Origin of the sequence: Corynebacterium sp. HMSC064E07 (genome assembly GCF_001815745.1) — a bacterium.
Classification (GTDB): Bacteria; Actinomycetota; Actinomycetes; order Mycobacteriales; family Mycobacteriaceae; genus Corynebacterium; species Corynebacterium jeikeium_D.
Genome location: NZ_KV821828.1, coordinates 1 through 26,153, shown reverse-complemented (window position 1 = coordinate 26,153; position 26,153 = coordinate 1). Strand labels below are relative to the sequence as shown.

Here is a 26,153-nt window from a genome sequence, read left to right as displayed (position 1 = left end):
TTATCTTGTCTCCGCTACCAAAAGTCCAGGATCACTGAATGTTCACATCGACACTTGCCGGAAGGTCAATGCGCATAAGTGCATCGACGGTCTTCGGCGTTGGATCGAGAATGTCGATCAGACGCTTGTGAGTGCGCATCTCGAAGTGCTCGCGCGAGTCCTTGTACTTGTGCGGCGAACGGATAACGCAGTAAACGTTCTTTTCGGTTGGCAACGGCACCGGGCCAACGACGCGTGCACCCGTACGGGTAACGGTCTCCACGATCTTTCGCGCAGAAGCGTCGATAGCCTCGTGGTCGTAGGCCTTGAGCCTGATGCGGATCTTCTGTCCGGCCACGCTTGTCCTCTCCTCGGTCGGCGCGCCCCAATTAAAGGGGCGTCGACCCTGTCAATGTTTCTCGACGCCGTCAGCAACTATGGCCAGCGCCAGAAATTAAAACTGGGTTGTGCATTACTTCAAAGCGATTTCGTCTTCGATCGTCATGGCAAATTAACTTTTGGCCATGACCCGAGCGGACGAATAATGCCTGTACTCAAATCCCAGTGGAAAACAAGTCCCCCTCGTGGGGCTCTTCATTTTGCCTACTGCCGCTGTTAATTTGCCATGCCACCTCCGACCCCCGCGGTCGGGCGTGTCGCCCGTTTTCTCCGTGAGGCACGATTGGGAACAAAGTCCCTACGTGGTCATGCTCGCCTTACCATAGGCGCTAAATCCAATTTCGTACTGGTTCCCCGCTGGGCCTGATACAACAATTGGCGCGAACGCCTTTGTTAAAGCAACCTCCGTATTAAAGCACGTCCGCACTACGAATGTAAAATCACGATTCCAAAGTGCAACGTACATCACATCCATTACGGCACGGCCTGCTTAACGACGGCCGTTGCGCCAAGCCCCTCCCGCCTAGTGTCGGCTATATACAGATACAAAAAATCCCGACTTCCGCTTATGCGGAGTCGGGATTCTTCTAAGACCTAGTTAAGACATTTCCCCTACGGGGAGAAAACTTACTTAACAATCTTGGTAACGCGGCCAGCGCCGACGGTGCGGCCACCCTCGCGGATAGCGAAGCGCAGACCCTCGTCCATTGCGACCGGCTGGATCAGCTTGACAGACATGTCAACGTTGTCGCCCGGCATGACCATCTCGACACCTTCCGGCAGGGAAACGACGCCGGTGACGTCGGTGGTGCGGAAGTAGAACTGCGGACGGTAGTTGTCGAAGAACGGGGTGTGACGGCCGCCCTCATCCTTGGACAGGATGTAGACGGAACCCTCGAACTCGGTGTGCGGGGTGTAAGCGCCCGGCTTAGCAACAATCTGACCGCGCTCGATGTCCTCACGCTTGGTACCGCGGAGCAGCAGACCACAGTTGTCGCCAGCCTCAGCGGAATCCAGCAGCTTGCGGAACATCTCGATACCGGTAACGGTGGTCTTCTGGGACTTCTCCTTGATGCCCAGAATCTCGACCTCGTCGTTGACGTTCAGAACGCCGCGCTCAACACGACCGGTAGCAACGGTGCCGCGACCGGTAATGGTGAAGATGTCCTCAATCGGCATCAGGAACGGCTTGTCGGTCTCGCGAACCGGATCCGGGATGTTCTCGTCGCAGGCTTCCATCAGCTCGACGATGGAGTCGACCCACTTCTCTTCGCCCTCAAGAGCCTTCAGAGCGGAGATGTGAACGATCGGAGCTTCCTCGTCGTAGTCCTGCTCAGCCAGCAGCTCGCGGACCTCCATCTCGACGAGCTCGATGATCTCTTCGTCGTCGACCATGTCGCACTTGTTCAGTGCAACGAGGATGTACGGAACGCCAACCTGGCGAGCCAGCAGAACGTGCTCGCGGGTCTGCGGCATCGGGCCGTCAGTAGCAGCGACAACCAGGATTGCGCCGTCCATCTGAGCAGCACCGGTAATCATGTTCTTGATGTAGTCGGCGTGGCCCGGGGCATCGACGTGAGCGTAGTGGCGCTTCTCCGTCTGGTACTCAACGTGGGAAACGTTGATGGTAATGCCACGTTCCTTCTCTTCCGGTGCCTTATCGATGGCATCGTAAGCGAACGACTCGTTCAGGTCCGGGAACTTGTCAGCCAGAACCTTGGTGATAGCGGCGGTAGTGGTGGTCTTACCGTGGTCAACGTGACCAATGGTACCGATGTTGACGTGCGGCTTCGTACGCTCGAACTTCGCCTTTGCCACTTTTAGTCCTCCTGGAGGTCTAGGTGGCCACGACTCTCGCAGCCACAATTTTGTGGTCACTCAATCCGCCTTCACAACATCAGAAGCCTTCAAGCTGTTCGCTTACGACTTCGGAACGTGCGCGCGCAAAAGAGCACTATTCTTTCACTGTGCCAGTTACTCGATACTAGGGCAGGATACTGGAGTTTTCCAAACCAGACCAACCCCCTAGTTAAGGGTGGGTAACGGCCAGCAACTCACATCGTCATTTACCTGCATAAATACTAGATATTTGAGTTGCGATCTAAAATCGCCCAACGATATGAATTGCGAGCAGCTACCCCCTAGAGCTTGCCTGTGCTAACACACGCCAACGGTCTGACGATGTCTCAGCACAGTCAAAGCTAGAGGGAATCTACTAAAGCTGCAGACCCTCGCACTGCGTTCCCTAAAAAGAGTGACAGTGCAGTGGGTGCAGGGGTGGGGTCAGCGCTGAATGAGTGCCCCACCCTACCGACACAACTTAAGCGCCGGTACGAGCTGCAATAATCTCCTCGGCCACGGAGGACGGAACCTCAGCGTAGGAGTCGAAGATCATGGTGTAGTTAGCGCGACCCTGGGTCTTGGAACGCAGGTCACCAACGTAGCCGAACATCTCGGACAGCGGAACCAGTGCCTTGACAGCCTTGACGCCGGTGCGGTCTTCCATGGAGTTGACCTGGCCACGACGGGAGTTGATGTCACCGATGACCTCGCCCATGTACTCTTCCGGAGTAATGACCTCAACGGCCATCATCGGCTCGAGCAGAACCGGCTTAGCCTTCTGAACAGCTTCCTTCAGAGCCTGCTGACCAGCGATCTTGAAGGCCATTTCAGAGGAGTCAACCTCGTGGTAAGCACCGTCGAGCAGGGTTGCCTTGATGTTCACCAGTGGGTAGCCGGCGACGGTACCGTACTGCATTGCATCCTGAATACCAGCGTCGACAGACGGGATGTACTCCTTCGGAACGCGGCCACCGGTGACCTCGTTTGCGAAGAGGTAAGTTGTGGACTCGCCTTCTTCCACCTCTTCAGCGGACGGGGAGTACGGCTCCAGAGCAATGATGACGCGGGCGAACTGACCCGAACCACCGGTCTGCTTCTTGTGGGTGTACTCGAACTTCTCGACAGGCTTGCGGATGGTCTCGCGGTAAGCAACCTGCGGGTTACCGATGTTTGCTTCGACCTTGAACTCGCGCTTCATGCGGTCAACCAGGACGTCGAGGTGGAGCTCGCCCATACCGCCGATAACGGTCTGGCCGGTTTCCTCATCCAGGTGAACGGTGAAGGTTGGGTCCTCTTCAGCCAGACGCTGAATAGCGGTACCCAGCTTCTCCTGGTCAGCCTTGGACTTCGGCTCAATAGCAACGGAGATAACCGGATCCGGGAAGGACATGGACTCCAGAACGACCGGAGCATCCTGTGCACACAGGGTGTCACCGGTGGTGGTGTCCTTCAGACCAATGAAGGCGTAGATGTTACCTGCCACTGCCTCGTCAACAGGGTTCTCCTTGTTGGCGTGCATCTGGAACAGCTTACCGACGCGCTCCTTCTTGTCCTTGGTGGAGTTCAGGACCTGCTGGCCCGGCTCCACACGACCGGAGTAAACGCGGACGAAGGTCAGCTTGCCGAAGAACGGGTGAGCAGCAATCTTGAATGCGAGAGCGGAGAACGGCTCATCCTTAGACGGCTTACGGACCATATCGACGTCCTCGTCGCCCATCTGGTGGCCGTGAACCTCACCGATGTCCAGCGGATTCGGCAGGAAGTCAATGACAGCGTCGAGCAGCGGCTCAACACCCTTGTTCTTGTACGCGGTACCACAGTAGACCGGGTAGATCTCAGAGTTCAGAACCATCTTGCGGATGGCACCCTTGATCTCGTCCATGGTCAGCTCTTCGCCACCGAAGTACTTCTCCATGAGCTCTTCGTCGGACTCAGCGACGGTCTCAATGAGCTTCTCACGGTACTCGTTAGCCTTGTCGACCATGTCAGCCGGAATCTCCTCGACCTGCGCAGGAGTACCGATCTCGACCTTGCCCGGCCACATGAGGGCCTTCATCTCCAGCAGGTCAACAACGCCGTCGAAGTCATCTTCAGCGCCGATTGGCAGCTGCATAACCAACGGCTTAGCACCCAGGCGGTCAACGATGGTGCCAACGGTGTAGTAGAAGTCAGCGCCCAGCTTGTCCATCTTGTTGACGAAGCAAATACGCGGGACATCGTACTTCTGAGCCTGACGCCAAACCTGCTCAGACTGCGGCTCGACACCTTCCTTACCGTCGAAGACTGCGACGGCACCGTCGAGGACACGCAGGGAACGCTCAACCTCAACGGTAAAGTCGACGTGGCCCGGGGTATCGATGATGTTGATCTGGTTGTCGTTCCAGAAACAGGTCACAGCAGCGGAGGTAATGGTAATACCGCGCTCCTTCTCCTGCTCCATCCAGTCGGTGGTAGCGCCACCATCGTGAGTCTCGCCGACCTTGCGGTTAATACCCGTGTAGTACAGGATGCGCTCAGTCGTAGTCGTCTTACCAGCATCGATGTGCGCCATGATGCCGATGTTGCGGACCTTGTGGAGGTCCTTCTTAACGGGAAGTGCACCTTCAGCCACTTGATTCCCCACTCGTTTCAAATCGGTTTGGCGGTGAGACTCAATTACGGGATTGTAATTGGCCGTCAAATCCGCCGTCGGTCGGGTTTGCTTTATCTATAATGCCACCGTCTTGGCGCGAAGTCGCGCCGTGACGTACACCTATTGCGTAAATTCTACGCAAGACATCGGGTGTGAGCGCCGGGCTGGCCCCTATTGAGTGACCTTAAAGATCTGTGGACCGCGACCGACGCGCGCCGTTGACATACCGGCAGCTGCTTTACGACGGTGACCATTCGCGGCCTCCGTCGATAAGCGATTACCAGCGGTAGTGAGCGAATGCGCGGTTTGCTTCCGCCATCTTGTGAGTGTCCTCACGACGCTTGACGGATGCACCCAGGCCGTTGGATGCATCGAGGATCTCGTTAGCGAGACGCTCGGTCATGGTGTTCTCACGGCGCTGACGGGAGAACATCAGCAGCCAGCGCAGTGCCAGCGTGGTGCCACGGCCCGGACGAACCTCGACCGGAACCTGGTAGGTGGCGCCACCAACACGGCGGGAACGAACCTCAAGAGCCGGCTTGACGTTCTCGATTGCGCGCTTCAGAGTCAGCACCGGGTCAGTGCCGGTCTTCTCTTCGCACAGCTCAAGCGCACCGTAGACGATGCGCTCTGCAGTCGACTTCTTACCGTCGATCAGAACCTTGTTGACCAGCTGCGACACCAGAGGGGAGCCGTAGACCGGGTCGTTGACGACAGGACGCTTCTGTACTGGGCCCTTACGTGGCATGGCTTACTTCTCCTTCTTTGCGCCGTAGCGGGAACGAGCCTGCTTGCGGTCCTTGACACCCTGGGTGTCGAGGGAACCACGGACGATCTTGTAGCGGACACCCGGGAGGTCCTTAACACGACCACCGCGAACAAGCACCATGGAGTGCTCCTGCAGGTTGTGGCCCTCACCCGGAATGTAAGCCGAAACCTCGATACCGGAGGTCAGGCGAACACGAGCGACCTTACGAAGAGCCGAGTTCGGCTTCTTCGGGGTGGTGGTGTAAACACGGGTGCAAACGCCGCGGCGCTGAGGGGAACCCTTCAGAGCTGCGGTTGCAACCTTAGCCTTTTTGTCATGGCGGCCCTTGCGGACCAGCTGCTGAATAGTGGGCATGAAGCCTCTTTCTGTTTTCAATCCTCGCTGGACATTCTCACGCCCGATGCCAACCGCAGCGGAGTAACCACCTTCCGTGTGAATGCATCACAAGAAAAGTTATTACTCATCCAGTGGTGAGCCCATCGGTTGAACGCAAGAAATGGAGGGATTTTGAACGTGCGAAACCCAGTCAGCCGCTCTCGCTGGCCTACTGGGTAATGTCTCAAGTTCCCAATTCTTTTCTGGGATCGTTGTATAACAGTACGCGAGCTGCGGATTTAGTCCAAACACCCTGGTAATGGCCTATAAATTTCAAGCACTTTGAGTACAACTCCGGTTTGCGACCAAATTTTCGTCGTAAAGCGCGGCGCGCCTCACCCCACGACCTCTCGCGCCACTGGAGTCTCTAATCCTCCCACCACTGTCGCTCGGGAACATCGCCGCGGGAGCCGTCAGGCAGCAACTTAACTCCCAGCACCTGATGCAGCTGGATGGCGTTGTGACGGAAATTGTATTCCGAGCCGGCCATGTACATGCCCCACAACTTCGCCGTCTGTTCTCCGACAAGCTCAACTGCCTTATCCCAGTCGTTCTCCAGGTTTTCGCACCAGTCGTTGAGAGTGCGAGCATAGTCAAAACGAAGGTTCTGCTGATCGACCATCTCGAATCCCTGGTCCTGCATGGCATGCATGATTGTGCCAACGCCAGTGAGCTCGCCGTCAGGGAAGATGTAGCGATCAATGAAGGTGCCCTTGCGGGTGCGGTGATTATCCCAGTAAGTAATGCAATGGTTGAGCATCAAACCGCCCTCCTTCAGCTTCCCGTAAAGGAAACCAAAGAAGCTCCGGTAGTTCTTAACGCCAATGTGCTCCAGGATGCCAATCGCAGAGATGGCATCGAAGTTCTGCTCGGCGACATCTCGGTAATCCTGGAAACGCACCTCGGCGAGGTGCTCGAGACCTTCTTCCTTGATCTTCGCCTGTGCCCACTCTGCCTGCTGTTCGGAGAGAGTCACGCCAATCGCCTTCACTCCGCGCCTAGCTGCATAGAGAACCATGCCGCCCCAACCGCAGCCAACGTCGAGAAGCCGGTCGCCTTCCTTCAGACGCAACTTATCGAACACGAGGCGATACTTGTTCTCTTGAGCCTCTTCAAGCGTAGAGTCTTCATTCGGATAGTACGCACAGGTGTACGTCATCGACGGGCCGAGTAGGAACTCATAGAATTCATTGCTCACGTCGTAATGCGAAGAGATTGACTCTGCGTCGCGTTCCTTAGAATGGCGAGCCAGACCGTTGTGCAGGCGCTTCTTCCACCATGCGGTGCGCTCGATCTCCGGGATTTCAGGAACATACGGCAGCCCCATCGCCCGTAGCGAGCGGACGACCTTTGCCAAAGTTGCAGCAGGTGGAACCTCGAATTGATCATGCAGATCCATCAGCGCCCCGAAGGCCTCGATGGGGTGCCCGAGGCTCACACGGGTCAGTTCCAGTTCACCGGTAACGAATGCTCGCCCAAAGCCGACATCGTCACGCAGATGAGTCACGATGTAGTTCAAAACGTCGCGCGAGCGTACGTTGATGCCTACTTTCGCATCCTCCGGGCCTGCCGCCGAACCGTCGAAAGCAGTCAAACGCAGCGGCAGTGGCTTTTCCGAAGTATCGATGAAGGCCTCAAAGATCTCTGCAACGGTCATTGGAGTAAACGCCATGATGAGTCCTTATCTTTGAAAGATGTGGCTAAGTGATCTGTTTTTGTTTTAGACGTCGGCGCAGGGTTAAACACTCGGCGTTGCGATTGATTTAAGCGCCAGCAACGGTCTTGTCATAAAGGCGCGGGAAGCGCGAGTTGGGATCGTAGATTTCCTTGAGCTCGTCGGGCAGACCGCCTCCATAGAGCTCTTCAAACTGCTCCGGCGAATAGAAAGCCTCGGAATACAGTGACTTATGGCCACCCAATTCACTGACCTTTTCCTCGATGACCCGGTTAAAGGCGCCGGGACGCGAATCGCCGGGCACCAAATTTATTGGCACTGCTGACCAGAACCCCACGTTGACCCAGGTGGTCTCGGGATCAAGCGGATAGAGCGGCCACGGGCTGTCACTATCGGCTAATTTGTCACCGCCACCAATCAGATTCTCTGAACCTTCCCGAAGGTGGATTGGGCACATCCACACTGGCTGGATATCGCAAGCTTCGAAGAACCAATCCAAAAACTCAGCCAGTCGGTCGACAGTGACTTCGATATCCTGAACGACGCGCTCGTTAGCTGGCAGGCCCTTCCGAGCCTTCATCTTGTTCTCAAGGTCATATTTCTTATCGAGTCCAACCAGCTTCCAATAGAAAGACGAACGCTTGAGCTCTCGCGGCCACATAGCCCGCACTGTCGGATTCTGGGTTCCAAAAGCTCGAGAGCACCAGAACCAGTCAACATCCCAGCGCCAGATGTAATCGCGAATGGTGAGACGATCTCGGGTGATTCCCGATGGATGCTGGAGCGAGCGGTAGTAAACCTTGTCCCGGGTGTAGTCCGAGACAGGACCTTCTTCCTCCGTCTTACGGCCGAGCACAAGGTAGATTTCTTCCGGCGAGAACGCCACACCATCAAGAAAATCAACGGGTTCGCCTTGGTATTCCTTCTCGGCGACAACGGTTGCGAGCTTTTCAGCCGCCTCTGTTGTGGAGTGGCATCGCACGTGCCGGAGTTCAACGTACGGCAGTACTTCTTCCAGCTCAATCTTTAGTCTCACGACGTACCCGAGCGACCCATAGGAATTAGGAAAGCCACGGAACAGGTCCACATTTTCAGTACGAGAGCAGGTAATAATCTCGCCAGTGCCCGTCAGAATATCCATTTCCAGGACCGATTCATGCGGCAGACCATTGCGAAACGCTGTGGACTCTACGCCCATGCCTGTGACAGCTCCGCCGAGCGTGATTGTCTTCAGTTCAGGGATTACAAAGGGCATGAGCCCATAGGGCAAGGTGGCATCCACCAAGTCTTCGTACGTGCACATTCCCTGCACATCGGCAGTCTTTGCAACAGGGTCAACGGCCACTACCCCACCGAGGCCACTGACATCGAGGCCAGGAACATCGGTTTCACTGCGGGTCCGAAAAAGGTTCGACGTTTGCTTCGCCAACCGCACTCGCTTATCGACGGGAATAGATTGAAAACTCTCCAGAAGTTTCTGCACTCCCTGCTCATGCGCGTACCAGCCCACCGGTTCAACACAGACCTGGTCAATCCCCCGCCCTGGTGCCAGCTTTGCTGCCGCGGCAGTGAGCCTTCCGGCTAAACGAGGGACAGTGCCAACACCAGGATTCTGTTGATGAGCCATGAAAGCTACCGTAACCGCAGGTCTTGGGTGACTTCTATGCAAGTTGACGGATTGTTTTTCGCATCTTCGTGGGAAGCCACCAAACTTTGCATTCTCCGTGGAGAGCAATTCATCGCCTGAAAAGGGGATTTACCTCTATATCTATAACTTGCTATGGGTAACCTTAGTGTCCAGTCGGCTTACCCTTTAAAAGGGGTGGCGACCGAATGCGGTATGAAACAGAATTTCGCCATGCTCACCACAGGCGAATGCCTTCTTCATTGCCAGCAGTGTACTGACAGCGTATAGGTGGGGACATGTCTAAGAAGGTTATTGTCATTGGCGGCCACGGCAAGGTGGCCCAAATCGCTACTCCCCTACTTATCTCCGATGGCTACGAGGTCACGTCTGTTATTCGCAACCCCGACCAGGTTCCGGATATCGAGGCTCTCGGTGCCACTCCAGCCGTTTACGACATCACCAGTCTCTCGACCGAGCAGTTTGCGGACCTCCTGCGCGGGCACGACGCTGTGATTTGGTCCGCCGGCGCTGGTGGAGGTTCACCAGAACGGACGTACGCGATCGACCGCGACGCAGCTATTACTTCGATTGCCGCAGCCGAGCAGGCTGGCGTTAAGCGCTACGTCATGGTCTCCTACTTTGGTGCGGGTCACGACCATGGCGTTCCAGAGGATCACAGCTTCTTTGCCTATGCCGAGTCCAAGGCTGCAGCCGACGAAGCGCTGCGCGCGTCAGACCTCGAATGGACCATTCTCGGCCCAAGCACACTTACCCTTGATAAGGGTCCGGATTCCATCGACACTGCTGCAACTAAGGCAGGCAAGGTCGCTCGCGCGACCGTCGCCAATGTCATCGCACAGACCGTATTCAACGACGCCACTGTTCGTCGCATGATCAACTTCAACGAGGGCAACACTCCGATTTCGGAGGCACTCAAGGCTTAAGCGACATCCGAGAGCGGTACATAATTAGCTCTCATCTTCTTGGAAACCGCTAACTCCTGACAAAGAAAAATCCTCCGGCACAACCGTGACGAACTAGCAAGCTGCTAGTAAGCCACAACTGTGCCGGAGGATTTTTCCGGTTGCCACCTAACAGTTAGCGCACGAAGCCCCAACTGTCAGGCGAGGTGCTTTGCCCGACAGTGACCGAGGGAATTCTCCCGCTCCCCAGCCACTGCCGCAAAGCTATTGGTTTTTACTCGAAGGTTCCGATGTCATCCAGCGGAACTGCGGAACCGACCTGGTCGATGCCGTAGGTGTCCTCAGCGCCGTAGAAGCCCTCACCGAAGGAAGCGAACGGGGCGGCTGCCTGGCGGGCAGCTTCCTCAGTCGGCTCAACCGTGATGTTGCGGTAGCGCGAGATACCCGTACCAGCCGGGATCAGCTTACCGATGATCACGTTCTCCTTCAGGCCGATGAGCTTATCCGAGCGCTTGTTGATAGCGGCGTCGGTAAGCACGCGCGTCGTCTCCTGGAAGGAGGCGGCGGACAGCCAGGACTCGGTGGCCAGCGATGCCTTGGTAATACCCATCAGCACGCGACGACCCTCGATGACGCTGCCACCGGAGGCAACAATCTCGCGGTTCTTAGCCATGACCGTGGAGCGCTCGACCAGTGCACCTGGCAGCAGGTCGGAGTCACCCGGCTTAGACACAATCACGCGGCGCAGCATCTGGCTGACGATAACCTCGATGTGCTTGTCGTGAATGGCCACACCCTGGTCACGGTAGACCGACTGGACTTCCTCGATGAGGTGACGCTGAACGCCTCGGCGACCCAGGACCTCGAGGACCTCGTGCGGATCGGCAGCGCCCTTGAGCAGCTGCTGTCCCTTGACCACATGGTCACCATCGCGGATGGCGCGACGACGGCCATCGACGGTGATTTCAGCAAGGCCCTGACGCTTGGACAGCTTGTCGTAGACGACCTCGTCCTCGCTGTTGGCATCCGGGATGAGGGTGAGCGTGTAGAAGTGCTCATCCTCTTCCAGGCGCACGCGTCCGTTTTCGCGGACCAGCGGAGCCTTGTTCTTTGGCACGCGGGCCTCGAACAGCTCCTGGACACGCGGCAGACCACCGGTAATGTCGCCACCGACACCACCCTGGTGGAACGTACGCATGGTCAGCTGGGTACCCGGCTCACCAATGGACTGCGCAGCGACAATACCGACAGCCTCTCCGATGTCGACCAGCTTGCCGGTTGCCATCGAGCGACCGTAGCACTTGGCACAGACACCGGTTGCGGTGGAGCAGGTCAGAACCGAGCGGACCTTGACTTCCTTGACACCGTGGCTGAGAGCCAGGGTGATGTGGTCGTCGTTCAGGTCGGTGTCAGCCTCGATAAGGACATTGCCCTCAGCGTCGGTGACATCGGCTGCCAGCACACGAGCGATCGCGGCGGTCTCGACGTACTTCGCACGACGGATCTCGCCGGTCGGGTTGCCGGTTGCGTCCAGGACATCCTCGCCGATCTCGACAATGACACCGTCGTGGGTGCCACAGTCTTCTTCGCGAACGATGACGTCCTGCGCAACGTCGACCAGACGACGGGTCAGGTAACCCGAGTCAGCGGTACGAAGCGCGGTATCGGCCAGGCCCTTACGGGAACCGTGCGAGTTGTTGAAGTACTCGAGAACCGACAGGCCTTCGCGGAAGGAGGTCTTAATCGGGCGGGTGATGTACTCACCACGCGGGTTCGTGACCATGCCCTTCATGCCGGCCAGCGAGTGAATCTGGCCCATGTTACCGGCAGCACCCGACTTCACGATCATTGGAATCGGGTTGTCATCCGGGTACAGAGCCTCGACCTTTTCACCGACCTCAGAGGTCGCGGCCTTCCACAGGTTAACCAGCGACTCGTGACGCTCAGCAGCCGAGAGCTTACCGCGGCGGAACTTCTTCTCCACCGTGGCGGCCTTCTCTTCGTAGCCGTTCAGGATCTCACGCTTGTTCGGGAGGACCAGCACGTCAGACATAGCAATGGTGACACCAGAACGGGTAGCCCAGTAGAAACCAGCATCCTTGAGCTTGTCGACGGTCTGAGCGACCGTAATCATCGGGTACTTTGCAGCCAAGTCGTTGATGATCGCGGCCTGCGGCTTCTTAGCCATGACGCCTTCGACGTATGGGTAGTTCCACGGCAGCAGGTCGTTGAACATAACGCGGCCAAGCGTGGTCGAAGCCAGCCAGGTATCGCCCTTGTTCCAACCATCTGGGAACTGCTCGGCCTCAATCTCAGCCGGCGGACGCAGGTGGCTGATGCGCACCTTAATCGGGCTCTGCAGGCCAATTGCACCGCGGTCGTAAGCCATGATGGCCTCGGCCGGGCTGGTGTAAATACCCTGCTCCGGTGCGTCCTCGGTGGCATCCTGGTGGCCACCCGGCAGCTCCGGCTTCTCCAACGTCAGGAAGTACAGGCCAGTGACCATATCCAGACGCGGCATAGCCAGCGGCTTACCGGAAGCCGGCGACAGAATGTTGTTCGAGGACAGCATCAGGACGCGAGCCTCTGCCTGTGCCTCAGCGGACAGCGGCAGGTGAACTGCCATCTGGTCACCGTCGAAGTCGGCGTTGAAAGCCTCACATGCCAGTGGGTGCAGCTGAATTGCCTTACCCTCAACCAGGACCGGCTCGAACGCCTGAATACCCAGGCGGTGCAGCGTAGGTGCACGGTTCAGCAGGACCGGGTGTCCGGTAATGACATCTTCGAGGACGTCCCACACCTCTGGGCGCTGACGCTCAACCATGCGCTTCGCGCTCTTGATGTTCTGCGCGTAGCTCTTGGCCACGAGCTCCTTCATAACGAACGGCTTGAACAGCTCAAGAGCCATCAGCTTCGGCAGACCACACTGGTGCAGCTTCAGCTGCGGGCCGACGATAATAACCGAACGACCGGAGTAGTCCACACGCTTACCCAGCAGGTTCTGACGGAAACGACCCTGCTTACCCTTGAGCAGGTCGCTCAGGGACTTCAGCGGGCGGTTACCCGGACCAGTGACCGGACGACCGCGACGACCGTTGTCGAACAGTGCGTCAACGGATTCCTGAAGCATGCGCTTCTCGTTGTTGACGATGATCTCCGGAGCGCCGAGGTCAATCATGCGCTTCAGGCGGTTGTTGCGGTTGATGACACGACGGTAGAGGTCGTTCAGGTCGGAGGTCGCAAAGCGGCCACCGTCGAGCTGGACCATCGGGCGCAGCTCCGGTGGGATCACCGGGATGCAGTCGAGCACCATAGCGGCCGGATCGTTGCCGGACTGCAGGAATGCAGTGACAACCTTCAGGCGCTTCAGGGCGCGCATCTTCTTTTGACCCTTGCCGTCGCGAATAATCTCGCGCAGCTCCTCGGCCTCCTTGGCCAGGTCGAAGTTGCGGATCAGGGTCTGAATAGCCTCAGCACCCATACCACCGGTGAAGTAATCCTCGTAGCGGTCGACGAGCTCGGTGTAAATGCCCTCGTCGATAATCATCTGCTTCGGCTCAAGCTTGATGAAGGTGTTCCAAATCTCGTCGAGACGATCCAGCTCGCGCTGGGCGCGCTCACGGATGTGGCGCATCTCGCGCTCGGCTGCAGACTGAACCTTCTTACGGGCATCAGCCTTGGCACCCGCTGCCTCGAGTTCAGCCAGATCCTCTTCCAGGGTCTGGGCACGCTCGGCCAGCTCCTGGTCGCGATCGTCCTCAACCAGCTTCTTGTCCACGAGCATGTCTGCTTCGAGGGTTTCCTGGTCGTTGTGGCGAGCCTCTTCATCCACGGAGGTGATGATGTTGGCAGCGAAGTAGATGATCTTTTCCAAATCCTTCGGAGCCAGGTCGAGCAGGTAGCCGAGGCGGGACGGCACACCCTTGAAGTACCAGATGTGAGTGACCGGAGCGGCCAGCTCAATGTGGCCCATGCGCTCACGGCGAACCTTCGACTTGGTCACCTCAACGCCACAGCGTTCACAGATGATGCCCTTGAAGCGAACGCGCTTGTACTTACCACAAGCACACTCCCAGTCACGGGTCGGGCCGAAGATACGCTCACAGAAAAGGCCATCCTTTTCCGGCTTCAGCGTACGGTAGTTAATCGTCTCGGGCTTCTTGACCTCACCGCGAGACCAGCGGCGGATGTCGTCGGCGGTAGCGAGCCCAATCCGGAGCTCGTCAAAGTTGTTGACGTCGAGCACCTGTTTTCCCTTTCCCTCCGCATCGAAGTAATGCGGAAACCAAATTCTCTGCGGAGGTTTTTGTACGTTGTCGTCTGTGTTGGGTTATTCGCGAGTTAGGGCTTCCCGACCCTGATACTCACGCAATGTTTCGTCGTGAAGCGAGAAACTATGCGGAGTCAGCGTCGGAACGCTCATCGCGGGACAGGTTAATGCCGAGGGAAGCGGTCGCGTGGTCGAGTTCCTCATCGTCGGAGGAGCCCAACTCAACCGGAACGCCGTCGGCCGAAAGGACCTCAACGTTCAGGCAGAGCGACTGCAGTTCCTTCAGAAGCACCTTGAACGACTCCGGAATACCCGGATCCGGAATGTTGTCGCCCTTCACGATTGCCTCGTAGACCTTGACGCGGCCAACCACGTCATCGGACTTGATGGTGAGCAGCTCCTGCAGGGTGTAGGCAGCGCCGTATGCCTGCATTGCCCACACCTCCATCTCACCGAAGCGCTGACCACCGAACTGAGCCTTACCACCCAGCGGCTGCTGGGTAATCATGGAGTACGGACCGGTGGAGCGAGCGTGAATCTTCTCGTCGACCAGGTGGTGCAGCTTCAGCATGTACATGTAGCCCACCGAAACCGGGAACGGGAACTTCTCGCCAGAGCGGCCGTCGAACAGCGTGGCCTTACCGTCAGCGTTGACCAGCACCTCGCCGTCACGGTTCGGGCGGGACGACGCGAGCAGACCAGCGAGCTCCTCGTTCTCAGCACCGTCGAACACTGGGGTTGCAACCAGGGAGTCGGACGGAACGTCGTGCAGGTCGGCCGGAAGACGCTTAGCCCAATCCGGGTCGCCCTCAATGCTCCAGCCGGCCTTCGCCAGCCAGCCGAGGTGAACCTCGAGAACCTGGCCGATGTTCATACGACGCGGAACACCGTGGGTGTTCAGAATGATGTCGACCGGGGTGCCGTCAGGCAGGAACGGCATGTCCTCCTGCGGCAGAATCTTGCCGATAACGCCCTTGTTACCGTGGCGACCTGCCATCTTGTCGCCGTCCTGGATCTTGCGCTTCTGCGCAACGTACACGCGGACCATCTCGTTGACACCCGGTGCCAGGTCGTCATCGTCTTCACGGGAGAAGACGCGGACGCCGATGACCTTGCCGGACTCACCGTGCGGAACACGCATGGAAGTGTCACGGACCTCACGGGACTTCTCGCCGAAGATAGCGCGCAGCAGGCGCTCCTCCGGAGTCAGCTCAGTCTCGCCCTTCGGCGTGGTCTTAGCGACCAGGATGTCACCATCGCGAACGTCGGCACCGATGCGGACGATACCGCGGTCATCCAGATCCTTCAGCATCTCCTCGGACGCGTTCGGGATGTCACGGGTGATTTCCTCCGGACCCAGCTTGGTGTCGCGGGCGTCAATCTCGTGCTCCTCGATGTGAATCGAGGTCAGGATGTCCTCCTCAACCATGCGCTGGTTCAGGATGATGGCGTCCTCGTAGTTGTGACCTTCCCACGGCATGAATGCCACGAGCAGGTTCTTACCAAGTGCCATCTCACCGTTGTCGGTACCCGGACCGTCAGCGATGACCTGGCCGGCCTCAACACGCTGGCCCTCGTCAACCAGTGGCTTCTGGTTGTAGCAGGTGCCCTGGTTGGTGCGCTCGAACTTGCGCAGCAGGTAGGTGTGGCGCTGGCCCTCATCGTCCATGATGGTGATGAAGTCTGCCGACACGGTCTCGACCACACCGGTGGCCGAAGCGACAATGACATCGCCCGCGTCGTAAGCAGCACGCTGCTCCATACCGGTACCGACGAACGGAGCCTCCGAACGCAGCAGCGGCACAGCCTGGCGCTGCATGTTCGCACCCATCAGGGCACGGTTAGCGTCATCGTGCTCGAGGAACGGAATCATGGCAGTAGCCACGGAGACCATCTGACGCGGGGAAACATCGAGGTAGTCGACCTCATCGGCGCGGACGGACTCGACGTCACCACCCTTCTTACGAACAGACAGGGTCTCCTGAACGAAGCGGCCGTTCTCATCAATCGGGGTGTTAGCCTGCGCGACGACGTAGCGGTCTTCCTCATCAGCGGTGAGGTAGTCGACCTCGTCGGTGATGACACCATCGCGGACGCGGCGGTACGGAGTCTCAATGAAACCGAACGGGTTCACGCGTGCGTAGCAGGACAGCGAACCAATCAGGCCAATGTTCGGACCCTCTGGGGTCTCAATTGGACACATGCGGCCGTAGTGGGACGGGTGAACGTCTCGAACCTCGAGACCAGCACGGTCACGGGTCAGACCACCCGGCCCCAGTGCGGACAGACGACGCTTGTGGGTCAGACCCGACAGCGAGTTGTTCTGGTCCATGAACTGGGACAGCTGGGAAGTACCGAAGAACTCACGGATAGCCGCGGAGACCGGGCGCACGTTAATCAGAGTGGTCGGCTGGATCGACTCCACGTCCTGAGTGGTCATGCGCTCACGAACCACGCGTTCCATGCGGGACAGACCCACGCGAACCTGGTTCTGAATCAGCTCGCCTACGGTACGCAGACGACGGTTACCGAAGTGGTCGATATCGTCGGTCTCAACCGGGATCTCGACCCCTTCCGGCGAGGTCATAACATTCTCGCCGTCGTGCAGGCGCACGAGGTATTCAATGGTGGTAGCGATATCCTGTTCGGTCAGGACCATCTCGCCAGAGACCTCAGTGCCCAGGCCCAGCTTGCGGTTGACCTTGTAGCGACCGACCTTGGCCAGGTCGTAGCGCTTCGGCTTGAAGAAGTTGTTCTCCAGCAGAGCCAGCGCGGACTCGCGCGTCGGCGGCTCACCCGGGCGCTGCTTGCGGTAAATCTCCAGCAGAGCCTCGTCGGTGTTTGCAACACCGTCCTTCTCCAGGGTGGCCATCATAATCTCAGAGAAGCCGAAGCGCTCCTTGATTTCCTCAGTGGTCCAGCCGAAAGCCTTCAGCAGAACCGTGACCGGCTGGCGACGCTTACGGTCAATACGAACGCCGACGGTGTCCCGCTTGTCGACGTCGAACTCCAGCCACGCACCGCGCGACGGAATAATCTTCACCGAGTGCAGCGGGCGCTCGGTGGACTTGTCGATGGTCTCATCGAAGTAGACGCCCGGAGAGCGCACCAGCTGAGAAACAACGACACGCTCAGTTCCGTTGACGATGAACGTACCCTTATCCGTCATCATCGGGAAGTCGCCGATGAAGACAGTCTGGCTCTTAATCTCACCGGTCTCGCGGTTGGTGAACTCCGCGGTGACGTAGAGGGGAGCCGAGTAGTTGATGTCCTTATCCTTGGACTCATCCACGGTGTTCTTGACGGAGTCGAACCATGGGTCCGACAGCGTCAGAGACATCTTCTGGGAGTAGTCCTCGATCGGAGAGAGCTCTTCTAGAATATCTTCGAGACCGCTGGTAACCCGAGCGTCTTCTCCGAGCTCCTCCTGGCGACGAGCGCGCCACTCAGGCGTGCCAATGAGCCATGCGAAAGACTCACGCTGCAGGTCGAGCAGACCAGGAACCGCGATCGGCTCCTGAATCTTTGCAAACGAGTACCTCTTCGAAGCTCCGGGAATACCGGTTACTGCCTTGGTCTGGCGGGAGACTGCCAAGATGCGTCCTTCCAGCACCTCACGCGGTGGAGCACACCGGCAACCGGTGGTGCGCTCCGCCCGCTTGGTTTATACGCGATTCAAGTTGCAGGAATTATTTCTGTTGCGCACCGGGATACTTTGCGTCTAACCTTTGGTCACACACGAAAGTGATTCCCCCGCCACTTGGCCTCCAAGACCAGCCTTTAAAAGGCGAGCCCCCGAGCCCTAACGACGGCGCCGCGGCAACTCCTTTAACAGCTAGATGCACGAAAAACGGTGCTACATAATAGCCCCGAGCCCCGAGCGCAAACTATAAAAGAGCTGGCGACAGATACACTAATTCCAGCGCAACGATTTAGCCTATATCAAAAACTGGCAGTTGTCTAGTACAACTTGACAAATCGGGCGTGTCGCATTCACCCGTCACCGATATAAAGGGTGAGGCCTGGGCGCTATGGCCGTCGTAAAGCGTTACTCTGCTTTACGACGGGTCGAAGGACGCACGATGCCCACGATTGCGATGAATACCAGAATCGAACCGGACGTAATGAGACCGATTGACCACGGCTCTAGAGCCGGGCGCTGGAAATTCTGTATTGCGCCGAAGAGAAGCTGATTGGAAAGGCCTTCGTCCATCTTTCCGTTGAAGCGCAGGTAGTCCATGATCGGCTCGCCGTCGCGAGTCTCCCACCAAAGGTGGATGTCCTCGGCCATATCGATGACCGAGCCAGACTTCGGCTCAACCCACAAATCACGGGTGCCCTGGTACTGGAGGAACCCGGATTTGTCATCCTGAGTTAGCTGAGAGACGTAAGAACGGTACTTCTGGGCGAGATTCGTCTTCTCAATATCCTGACGGAAATGCAGAACGCGGTTGCCACCGCGCTCCTCTTCCCCGACAAACTTTGCCGGCAAGGAATCGTGGAGGAAATCATCAAAGATCAGGTATTCTTTTTCCTCCGTGTCGGCCGGGAGCTTCACCCAGTTCCCCTCGAAAGCCACAGACCGCGGAACGCCGGCCATGCGATCGACGAGCGTCGCAGGAGCCAGCGCCTCGCCGGTGAGTCGGTCAATGGTCACTGTCCAGATATTGGCCTCGATAAGTTCCGTCAGCGGGTCGGTGCCCATAACCTCAGGGGGAAGCTCACGCATTTCAGTCACACCGACACGAAGCGAAACCTTGTCCGCATCGGCGGGTTCGATAAGCACGCCGTGAAGCTGTCGCTGCAGCGGCGAGTGCACTTCTTCCCGCTTGCCTTCTTCGTTAATCCTGGTGGATACGCCGTCTTCCGCCCGCAGAGTGTACGACACCGGCGGCAGGTCAAGCGGCATTTTGGGATCAACATTGAGCACTTTGGGCAGCAAGATGCCAGCAGCAAGCAGTGCGGTGCCTAGACCCAACAGAAGGATAGACAAAATTCTCGGCCGTGAGAGCATGTTAGATACTTTACAGGCCAATAGGGGCAATCAAGACAATGAGTGGTCTGGTTTTTGCCCCCAACTCCCTGTGACGGGTGAGATTAGTGAGGTTTTGCCCGGGGTCGGGTGGGTTAGCAAAGGCCCCAGAAACAAAAGAACCGCCAACCCCGGGTAAAAATCCCAGAATTGGCGGTCAGAATTGGTAGCCTTAGGCCACTACCGGGGCCGAAGCAAGTAACTGAATTACTTGAGGGAGACCTTTGCGCCAGCCTCTTCCAGCTTAGCCTTAGCAGCCTCAGCGTCGTCCTTGGAAGCACCCTCCAGGATAGCCTTCGGAGCGGACTCAACCATCTCCTTAGCCTCCTTCAGGCCCAGGCCGGAGACGATCTCGCGGACAGCCTTAATAACGCCAATCTTCTTAGCGCCAGCGTCCTCGAGGACGACGTCGAACTCGTCCTTCTCCTCAGCAGCAGCCTCGCCGCCAGCAGCGCCTGCAGCAGCAACTGCAACCGGAGCAGCAGCGGTGACGTCGAACTCCTCCTCGAAAGCCTTCTTGAACTCGGTGAGCTCAACGAGGGTCATTTCCTTGAAAGCCTCGAGCAGTTCCTCAGTGGTGTACTTAGCCATGGATATTCTCCTATGAGTGTGGTGCGGCCGCTCCCCTCAGAGATCCCTGGGGTCGAAGCCGTCAAAGTGATATTTAAAAGTTTTTCGCGTGATTTAGTTCGCGTAGTTCGCGAGCCGCTCGGGATTACTTCTTTTCCTCGAGTGCCGCAGCAAGGCGGGCAACCGAGGAGGTCGGAGCATCGAGCAGGCCAGCGACGTTCGCCAGAACGCCGTTGAAGGCACCAGCCAGCTTTGCCAGCGTGGTCTCACGGTTATCCATATCCGCAAGAGCCTCGAACTGTGCTGCATCCATTGCAGCACCGTCCATGTAGCCGCCCTTGATCACGAGGTTCTTGTTGTCACCGGCGAACTTCTTAATCGCCTTAGCCGCATCCACAGCCTCGCCCTTGATGAAGGCGACTGCAGTCGGGCCGTTCAGGTGCTCATCAAGACCCTCAATCCCTGCCTCGTCGGCAGCGATCTTGATCATGGTGTTCTTGGCGACGGAGTACTTAACATCAGCACCGAGGGCGCGACGCAGTTCCGTGATTTCCGCAACGGACAGGCCGCGGTACTCAGTCAGCACGATAGCGTTGGACTCTTCAACGTCCTGCTTCAGCGCTGCAACAGCTGCAATCTTCTCAGCATTTGCTGCCATGTGTACTCTCGCCTCCTTCCTGGTCTTTGCAATTTTCCGCTCGGCCAAGTGAAGGATTCTTTTGCGCAAATACAACAAACGCCCCAATCCTCGCACAAGGATGGGGCGCACAATTCTTGTGGCGTGTTCCACTTCAACTCCGCCAACCCCAAGGCCAGCAGGTGAAGTCAAACTGCGCAAGCGCTTCCAAGTCCTCCTGCGTGGGCCGCTCACTGTATTCCTACAATGAAACCTTCAATCCGCTTCTTTCAAAGCGAATGACCGACGGTCTTCGGTGAAACTTGAGTACCAACCTCCATCTTCCCAACTCGATGTTGGTACCGATTGGAAGCCGGTCAAACTTCGTGAAGAAACTTTATACCAGACCCTGGCAATTAACCAAATCGCCTATCCAAACCGCGCCGCACCTGGCTCTCCGAAGCGGCCGAACTCCAGGTCCTTCTCACGTTGCTGGACAATCATCTCGAGCTCGGCAAAGTACGCATTCAGGTTGTCGTCGGCAAGCCAGAGCACTTGGTCGGCGTAGTCGAGCACCACGCGCACCATGTCGTCGGGATGTGCGTCCAATCTGGCGGCGTCGAGAATATCCACGGTGAGTGTCAGTGCCACGCGCACAACCGGCGGGATCTGCGATGCCAGGCACTGCTGCGCCACGACATTGCGCAGCTCGACGGCCTCCATCCGCGCGATGATGCGCAACAGCCGCACGACCACGACCTGCGCCGCCCGAGCTTGCAGAGCTTCCTCCTCACTCATCCCCGGAAGCACCACAGAGTCCTGGATATTGCGGCGAAGGACCTCAGCTACGCGCTCGTCCTCCCCTAGCCCCGTCAGTACCTCGCCCAGCAGAGTCTGTCCCGCGATGCGCAGGCAGGGCATGTCATAGGCGTCGTCGCCCAACGAGTCGAGATACGAGATGAGCTGCGATTCAATAATTCCGGAACCGTCGTCGAGCTGCGCCAGGCGATTAATCTCGCCGAGCGCCTCCAGCCCTTCTTCGGGTTCCAAAATTAACATCATAGTCGCGATTTTAAGCAACAAACTTTGGCTGTGAGTCCATTTCGCCTGGATTAGTTGTTTGGATTAGCAATTCGCTTTACGACGTCTACCGCGCCCAAGCCCCCACCGCGCTATCGATACCCCTTATGCCAATGCAAAACCGCCACCTCACACACTCTGGAAAGTGCGCGCGGCGGCGGTTTTAAAGAGCTTTGCTCAGAGTCACTCTCGAGTGACTCGTGAAGAGCACACTCGCCTATCGGCTGATGCTGATTTAGGCGGTGTAGTCCTTGATCACACTGGTGTCAACCGGGATGCCCGGGCCGTTGGTGGCGGAGACGGTGATCTTCTTCAGGTACTTACCCTTAGCAGCGGACGGCTTGAGGCGCATCAGCTCGTCGATAAGCGCACCGTAGTTCTCGGCCAGCTTCTCAGCGTCGAAGGAAGCCTTACCGATAACAGCCTGCAGGTTTGCAGCCTTGTCAACGCGGAAGGAAATCTTACCGCCCTTGATCTCGGTGACAGCCTTAGCGACATCCGGGGTAACGGTGCCGGTCTTCGGGTTCGGCATCAGACCACGCGGGCCGAGGATGCGAGCCACGCGACCAACCTTGGCCATCTGGTCCGGGGTAGCGATAGCAGCGTCGAAGTCGGTCCAACCGCCCTGAATCTTCTCGATCAGCTCCTCGGAGCCAACGAAGTCAGCGCCAGCCTCTTCAGCCTTGGTGGCGTTCTCGCCAGCAGCGAAGACGACAACGCGGACGGTCTTACCGGTACCGTTCGGCAGGGAGACAGTGCCGCGAACCAGCTGGTCAGCCTTGCGCGGGTCAACGCCCAGGCGGATAGCGACGTCGATGGTGGCGTCGTAGTTCTTGGAGGAAGTCTCCTTGGCCAGGTTAGCGGCCTCGAGCGGAGAGTAAATGCGGCCGGCGTCGATCTTCTCGGCGGCGGCGCGGTATGCCTTGGAGTTCTTGCTCATGAAAAGTCCAATCTCAATTAAGTGAAATGGTTGGATTGTGGTGTATAGCGGGCCGAAGCTGGCCCTACCACTTGATGAAGGAGCAGCTAAACGCTGACGGTTTACTTAGCGCCCTCGACGGTGATGCCCATGGAACGAGCGGTACCGGCGATGATGCGTGCACCCATCTCGATGTCGTTAGCGTTCAGGTCCGGCTTCTTCAGCTCGGCGATTTCCTTGCACTGCTCCCAGGTCACGGAACCGACCTTGTTGGTGTGCGGAACGCCAGAGCCCTTCTGAATGCCAGCGGCCTTCAGCAGCAGCTTAGCTGCCGGCGGGGTCTTCAGAACGAAGGTGAAGGAGCGGTCTTCGTAGACAGAGATTTCAACCGGGACAACGTTGCCACGCTGGTTCTCAGTTGCTGCGTTGTAAGCCTTGCAGAACTCCATGATGTTGACACCATGAGCACCCAGTGCCGGACCAACCGGCGGAGCCGGGTTAGCCTGACCAGCCTGAATCTGCAGCTTAATAATCGCAGAAAGCTTCTTCTTCGGAGCCATCGGATTAACCTACTTCCTAGTTACCGGGGCGCGCCGCCCCGATGAAAAGGCGACTCACCCCGTCCGGATGCCGACGCTTTACGACGACCCTTGCGCCCTCGACCATCATGGCCGCTGGCGCTGGTCATCGAGTTGGTGCCAGCCACCGGGGATACGAATTACTTGGCGCATCTGTGCTCAAGGCACAAAAATGCACGCCTGGCTACGTTACCGCAGCGTATGGCGTGCATCAAAATCCGTTACCGGATTGGTTGCGCGAGCGAGCTAGCTGGTGCCTTGCTCGGCGCTTGGCTTGGCGGTGCTCTCCGCTTGGCTCTGCGCCTGGCTTGAGGTCGGGCCTAGTTCAGCTTCTCGACCTCATCGATGCCCAGCTCGACCGGGGTCTCACGGCCGAAGATGGAAACCAGAGCCTTCATGCGGCCGGTGTCCGGGTCGATCTCGGAGATGGTCGCAGCCACAGATGCGAACGGACCGGACAGGATGGTGACGGACTCGCCGACCTCGTAGTCGATGGCGACGGCCTTCTTCTCCGCCTGCGGCGCCGCTGCGACAGCCAGCTCACCGTCAGCATTTGCAGCTTCTTCAGCGGCGTCCGCGGTGATGGTCTCCTTCGGCATGAGGAACTTAGCGACCTCGCGAATCTTGACCTTGGACGGCTGGCCCTCGCTACCGACGAAGGAAGTAACACCCGGGGTGTCGCGGACGACGGACCAGGACGGGTCATCCAGGCTCATACGAACCAGAACGTAGCCCGGCAGCAGCTTGCGCTTAACGATCTTCTTCTTGCCGTCGTCCTTGCGCTCTTCGACTTCCTCAACCGGAACGATGACCTCGTGGATCTGCTCATCGACACCCATGGTCTGGGCGCGCATTTCCAGGTTGGTCTTCACCTTGTTCTCGTAGCCGGAGTAGCACTGGATGATGTACCAGTCGCCCGGACGACGCTTGAGCTCACGCTGGAACTCGCGCAGGCGCTTACGGTACTCGGCATCTGCGTCAGCAGCTGCCTGTGCCTCAGCGTCAGCGGCAGTCTCCTCTGCCGGCGCTGCTTCTGCTGCAGCAGAGTCAGCTGCGGCTGCGTCGGCTGCGGCTGCGACTGCACCCTCGGCCGGAGCTTCTACCTGAGCCGGTGCGTCCTGCGCATCCTGCTCAGTTGCGGCAGCATCCGCGGACTGGGCGTCGGAGAAAATATTCTGACCATCATTCATGTCGTGCTAACCCCTCTTGTATCTACATCAACGGTTCGCGACATTGGCATCTTCGCCTAAAGAGTCCTAAGAGCCAATATGCCATCCGCAATCACTTCGCACAGCCAGACACCAGCTGCGCTAACGAATAATCCCGCCGTCCGGAACTCGGAGGCGGGATGAAAAGCATCACTGCGAAACAGTATAACCGATTACTTACCCAACACCGATCGGACACCCAGACCGGCCAGCGTGTCCACACCCCACACGAGAGCGATCATGGCAATCAGGAACAGAATCACGATGATGCTGTAGGTGACCATCTGGCGGCCGGTCGGCCAAATCACCTTGCGCAGCTCGTCAACAACCTGCTTGATGAAAACCAAAGGATTACGAGTCGAAAGCTCGTTGGTCTCCTTCTCACGCGCAGGCTTCTTCGCCACGGTGGTCTGCGCGCCCGTCGCCTGGCGCTTACCGGACGGGCGAGCCGCCGCCTGGAAAGTCTGGTTTTCCTCAGACACGATGCTCCTTCGCTACTTCGTGCATATGAGACCTAAAGATACTGCACAGTGAAACTCAAACGTGAATTCTTCAAGGGCAAACTCCGGGGAAGTTCTCCGGAGCCAAGCCCCCACTGTGCAGAGCAAGTCTGGTTCAGTGCGTAAATTCTAGCCGATAATCCACACTATCGAAGAAATGCCCTTCGTGGGAACCGCAGGCTTCGAGATTCGATTCTGACAACCCCAAAGAGCTACGGGCTGCTCGCTCGGGCTGCTCGCTTCGGCCGCTCGCTCGGGGATGCGAACTTGGGGCTGCAAATGTGAAACTGTATGGGTTTATGACACTTTCAAGCCATTTTTCGAGCTGTTTTTGTCATAAACGCAGTCAGTAACTCGCATTGCCCCACCGCCACCGAACATAAACGAAAAACCCGCCACCCAGACGCATTTTCATACGCCCTGGATGACGGGTACTTGCAGGGGCGACAGGACTCGAACCTGCAACCTGCGGTTTTGGAGACCGCTGCTCTACCAATTGAGCCACGCCCCTTCACCACCAGCGAAAGAACTTTTCAGTCCTTAGCTGACAATGTCCCACCTTACTGCATTGCTGCATAATCAAGGCGGGGTTCGACGAACATCACTGTCCGTAGTAGCGATGGGGGGGATCGAACCCCCGACCTCACGATTATGAGTCGTGCGCTCTCACCATCTGAGCTACATCGCCCCTATTCTCTACCGGACATAAGTCCGTATAAAAGAACAGAGCCCCCTGACAGAATCGAACTGTCGACCTTTTCCTTACCATGGAAACGCTCTGCCGACTGAGCTAAGGGGGCATCAGCATCCGTTGAACTCAGCACGTAACTCCGTGGCCAATTGTTGACCGCTTCGTTTCGCTCTGTGCTCTCCGTGAAGCCTTGCAAAGATTAACCCGAAATCACCACTAAGCACAAATCAGCAGGTAGGCAGCGGTATTTCTTGTCACGTTTGCAGACATTTGGCGCGCACTTATGGATAATCTATTCACTTATCGATGAGCTCCAGCGGAACCATAAGTGAATAGCTCATCGATGAGTGGCTGACCTCTAACTCGAGCCCCTGCCCCCGCTTAATCCAGAGCCCCTCACTCGAGCCCCTACCCCAAACCCCCGCCCCGCATCCCGGGTTAAACGACAGAAAGTGTGTCTGGATTCGG

General features: G+C 57.7%; 18 protein-coding genes and 3 tRNA genes. 1 reads left to right on the top strand and 20 read right to left on the bottom strand.

Going from position 1 to position 26,153, the window contains the following annotated elements:
- Window positions 1–31 precede the first annotated feature (31 nt).
- From rpsJ to HMPREF3053_RS08635, 7 genes are all read right to left on the bottom strand, one after another.
- On the bottom strand, window positions 32–337 hold the full coding sequence (gene rpsJ / locus HMPREF3053_RS08665; RefSeq protein ID WP_003938093.1) for a 30S ribosomal protein S10: 306 nt from the start codon (window positions 335–337) through the stop codon (window positions 32–34).
- Between the two features lie 668 nt (window positions 338–1,005).
- Window positions 1,006–2,196, bottom strand: coding sequence for an elongation factor Tu (gene tuf / locus HMPREF3053_RS08660; RefSeq protein ID WP_070767578.1), 1,191 nt, complete (start codon window positions 2,194–2,196; stop codon window positions 1,006–1,008).
- Between the two features lie 502 nt (window positions 2,197–2,698).
- A complete protein-coding gene (gene fusA, locus HMPREF3053_RS08655; protein WP_083317235.1) occupies window positions 2,699–4,831 on the bottom strand; it encodes an elongation factor G in 2,133 nt (710 codons plus the stop codon).
- Window positions 4,832–5,129: 298 nt separating this feature from the next.
- Window positions 5,130–5,600, bottom strand: a complete 471-nt coding sequence (gene rpsG / locus HMPREF3053_RS08650; RefSeq protein WP_016422052.1) for a 30S ribosomal protein S7 — start codon at window positions 5,598–5,600, stop codon at window positions 5,130–5,132.
- A gap of 3 nt (window positions 5,601–5,603) precedes the next feature.
- Window positions 5,604–5,975, bottom strand: coding sequence for a 30S ribosomal protein S12 (gene rpsL, locus HMPREF3053_RS08645; protein ID WP_005509887.1), 372 nt, complete (start codon window positions 5,973–5,975; stop codon window positions 5,604–5,606).
- A 388-nt stretch (window positions 5,976–6,363) separates the two neighbouring features.
- Window positions 6,364–7,668, bottom strand: a complete 1,305-nt coding sequence (locus HMPREF3053_RS08640) for an SAM-dependent methyltransferase (protein WP_070429873.1) — start codon at window positions 7,666–7,668, stop codon at window positions 6,364–6,366.
- Between the two features lie 91 nt (window positions 7,669–7,759).
- On the bottom strand, window positions 7,760–9,298 hold the full coding sequence (locus tag HMPREF3053_RS08635) for an FAD-binding oxidoreductase (RefSeq protein ID WP_070767577.1): 1,539 nt from the start codon (window positions 9,296–9,298) through the stop codon (window positions 7,760–7,762).
- Window positions 9,299–9,594: 296 nt separating this feature from the next.
- Between HMPREF3053_RS08635 and HMPREF3053_RS08630 the strand changes: the two genes are divergently transcribed.
- Complete coding sequence (locus tag HMPREF3053_RS08630) at window positions 9,595–10,242, top strand: SDR family oxidoreductase (RefSeq protein ID WP_070767576.1); 648 nt, start codon at window positions 9,595–9,597, stop codon at window positions 10,240–10,242.
- 253 nt (window positions 10,243–10,495) lie between these two features.
- On the opposite strand, the gene HMPREF3053_RS08625 is transcribed toward HMPREF3053_RS08630, so the two are convergent.
- The 13 genes from HMPREF3053_RS08625 to HMPREF3053_RS08565 form a co-directional block, all read right to left on the bottom strand.
- Window positions 10,496–14,467, bottom strand: a complete 3,972-nt coding sequence (locus HMPREF3053_RS08625) for a DNA-directed RNA polymerase subunit beta' (RefSeq protein ID WP_070767575.1) — start codon at window positions 14,465–14,467, stop codon at window positions 10,496–10,498.
- Between the two features lie 148 nt (window positions 14,468–14,615).
- Entirely contained in the window at window positions 14,616–18,104 is a 3,489-nt protein-coding gene (locus tag HMPREF3053_RS08620) for a DNA-directed RNA polymerase subunit beta (RefSeq protein ID WP_049190603.1), read from the bottom strand.
- A 435-nt stretch (window positions 18,105–18,539) separates the two neighbouring features.
- Complete coding sequence (locus HMPREF3053_RS08615; RefSeq protein ID WP_070767574.1) at window positions 18,540–19,505, bottom strand: cell envelope lipid trafficking protein PgfA; 966 nt, start codon at window positions 19,503–19,505, stop codon at window positions 18,540–18,542.
- A 225-nt stretch (window positions 19,506–19,730) separates the two neighbouring features.
- The gene (gene rplL, locus HMPREF3053_RS08610) at window positions 19,731–20,114 is read right to left on the bottom strand and encodes a 50S ribosomal protein L7/L12 (protein ID WP_038627619.1); all 384 of its coding nucleotides are present in this window, start codon (window positions 20,112–20,114) and stop codon (window positions 19,731–19,733) included.
- A 124-nt stretch (window positions 20,115–20,238) separates the two neighbouring features.
- Entirely contained in the window at window positions 20,239–20,751 is a 513-nt protein-coding gene (gene rplJ, locus HMPREF3053_RS08605) for a 50S ribosomal protein L10 (RefSeq protein WP_016422046.1), read from the bottom strand.
- Between the two features lie 387 nt (window positions 20,752–21,138).
- Window positions 21,139–21,771, bottom strand: a complete 633-nt coding sequence (locus tag HMPREF3053_RS08600; protein ID WP_070767573.1) for a hypothetical protein — start codon at window positions 21,769–21,771, stop codon at window positions 21,139–21,141.
- Window positions 21,772–22,024: 253 nt separating this feature from the next.
- Complete coding sequence (gene rplA / locus HMPREF3053_RS08595) at window positions 22,025–22,729, bottom strand: 50S ribosomal protein L1 (RefSeq protein ID WP_016422044.1); 705 nt, start codon at window positions 22,727–22,729, stop codon at window positions 22,025–22,027.
- Window positions 22,730–22,830: 101 nt separating this feature from the next.
- Entirely contained in the window at window positions 22,831–23,268 is a 438-nt protein-coding gene (gene rplK / locus HMPREF3053_RS08590) for a 50S ribosomal protein L11 (protein WP_016422043.1), read from the bottom strand.
- Window positions 23,269–23,606: 338 nt separating this feature from the next.
- Window positions 23,607–24,476: a transcription termination/antitermination protein NusG gene (gene nusG, locus HMPREF3053_RS08585; RefSeq protein ID WP_048732408.1), complete on the bottom strand. Its 870-nt coding sequence runs from the start codon at window positions 24,474–24,476 to the stop codon at window positions 23,607–23,609.
- 191 nt (window positions 24,477–24,667) lie between these two features.
- Complete coding sequence (gene secE, locus HMPREF3053_RS08580) at window positions 24,668–24,976, bottom strand: preprotein translocase subunit SecE (RefSeq protein WP_016422041.1); 309 nt, start codon at window positions 24,974–24,976, stop codon at window positions 24,668–24,670.
- Between the two features lie 456 nt (window positions 24,977–25,432).
- Window positions 25,433–25,505, bottom strand: a tRNA-Trp gene (locus HMPREF3053_RS08575).
- Window positions 25,506–25,608: 103 nt separating this feature from the next.
- Window positions 25,609–25,682: transfer RNA gene (locus HMPREF3053_RS08570), tRNA-Met, on the bottom strand.
- 39 nt (window positions 25,683–25,721) lie between these two features.
- Window positions 25,722–25,794: transfer RNA gene (locus tag HMPREF3053_RS08565), tRNA-Thr, on the bottom strand.
- Window positions 25,795–26,153 lie beyond the last annotated feature (359 nt).

What these genes read in the sequence shown, in the direction of transcription:
- rplA (WP_016422044.1), bottom strand. Translation starts at nt 22,729, where the DNA reads ATGAGCAAGAACTCCAAGGCATACCGCGCCGCCGCCGAGAAGATCGAC.
- HMPREF3053_RS08600 (WP_070767573.1), bottom strand. Translation starts at nt 21,771, where the DNA reads ATGATGTTAATTTTGGAACCCGAAGAAGGGCTGGAGGCGCTCGGCGAG.
- rplJ (WP_016422046.1), bottom strand. Translation starts at nt 20,751, where the DNA reads ATGGCAGCAAATGCTGAGAAGATTGCAGCTGTTGCAGCGCTGAAGCAG.
- rplK (WP_016422043.1), bottom strand. Translation starts at nt 23,268, where the DNA reads ATGGCTCCGAAGAAGAAGCTTTCTGCGATTATTAAGCTGCAGATTCAG.
- HMPREF3053_RS08615 (WP_070767574.1), bottom strand. Translation starts at nt 19,505, where the DNA reads ATGCTCTCACGGCCGAGAATTTTGTCTATCCTTCTGTTGGGTCTAGGC.
- HMPREF3053_RS08630 (WP_070767576.1), top strand. Translation starts at nt 9,595, where the DNA reads ATGTCTAAGAAGGTTATTGTCATTGGCGGCCACGGCAAGGTGGCCCAA.
- rplL (WP_038627619.1), bottom strand. Translation starts at nt 20,114, where the DNA reads ATGGCTAAGTACACCACTGAGGAACTGCTCGAGGCTTTCAAGGAAATG.
- HMPREF3053_RS08635 (WP_070767577.1), bottom strand. Translation starts at nt 9,298, where the DNA reads ATGGCTCATCAACAGAATCCTGGTGTTGGCACTGTCCCTCGTTTAGCC.
- HMPREF3053_RS08640 (WP_070429873.1), bottom strand. Translation starts at nt 7,668, where the DNA reads ATGGCGTTTACTCCAATGACCGTTGCAGAGATCTTTGAGGCCTTCATC.
- rpsL (WP_005509887.1), bottom strand. Translation starts at nt 5,975, where the DNA reads ATGCCCACTATTCAGCAGCTGGTCCGCAAGGGCCGCCATGACAAAAAG.
- rpsG (WP_016422052.1), bottom strand. Translation starts at nt 5,600, where the DNA reads ATGCCACGTAAGGGCCCAGTACAGAAGCGTCCTGTCGTCAACGACCCG.
- nusG (WP_048732408.1), bottom strand. Translation starts at nt 24,476, where the DNA reads ATGAATGATGGTCAGAATATTTTCTCCGACGCCCAGTCCGCGGATGCT.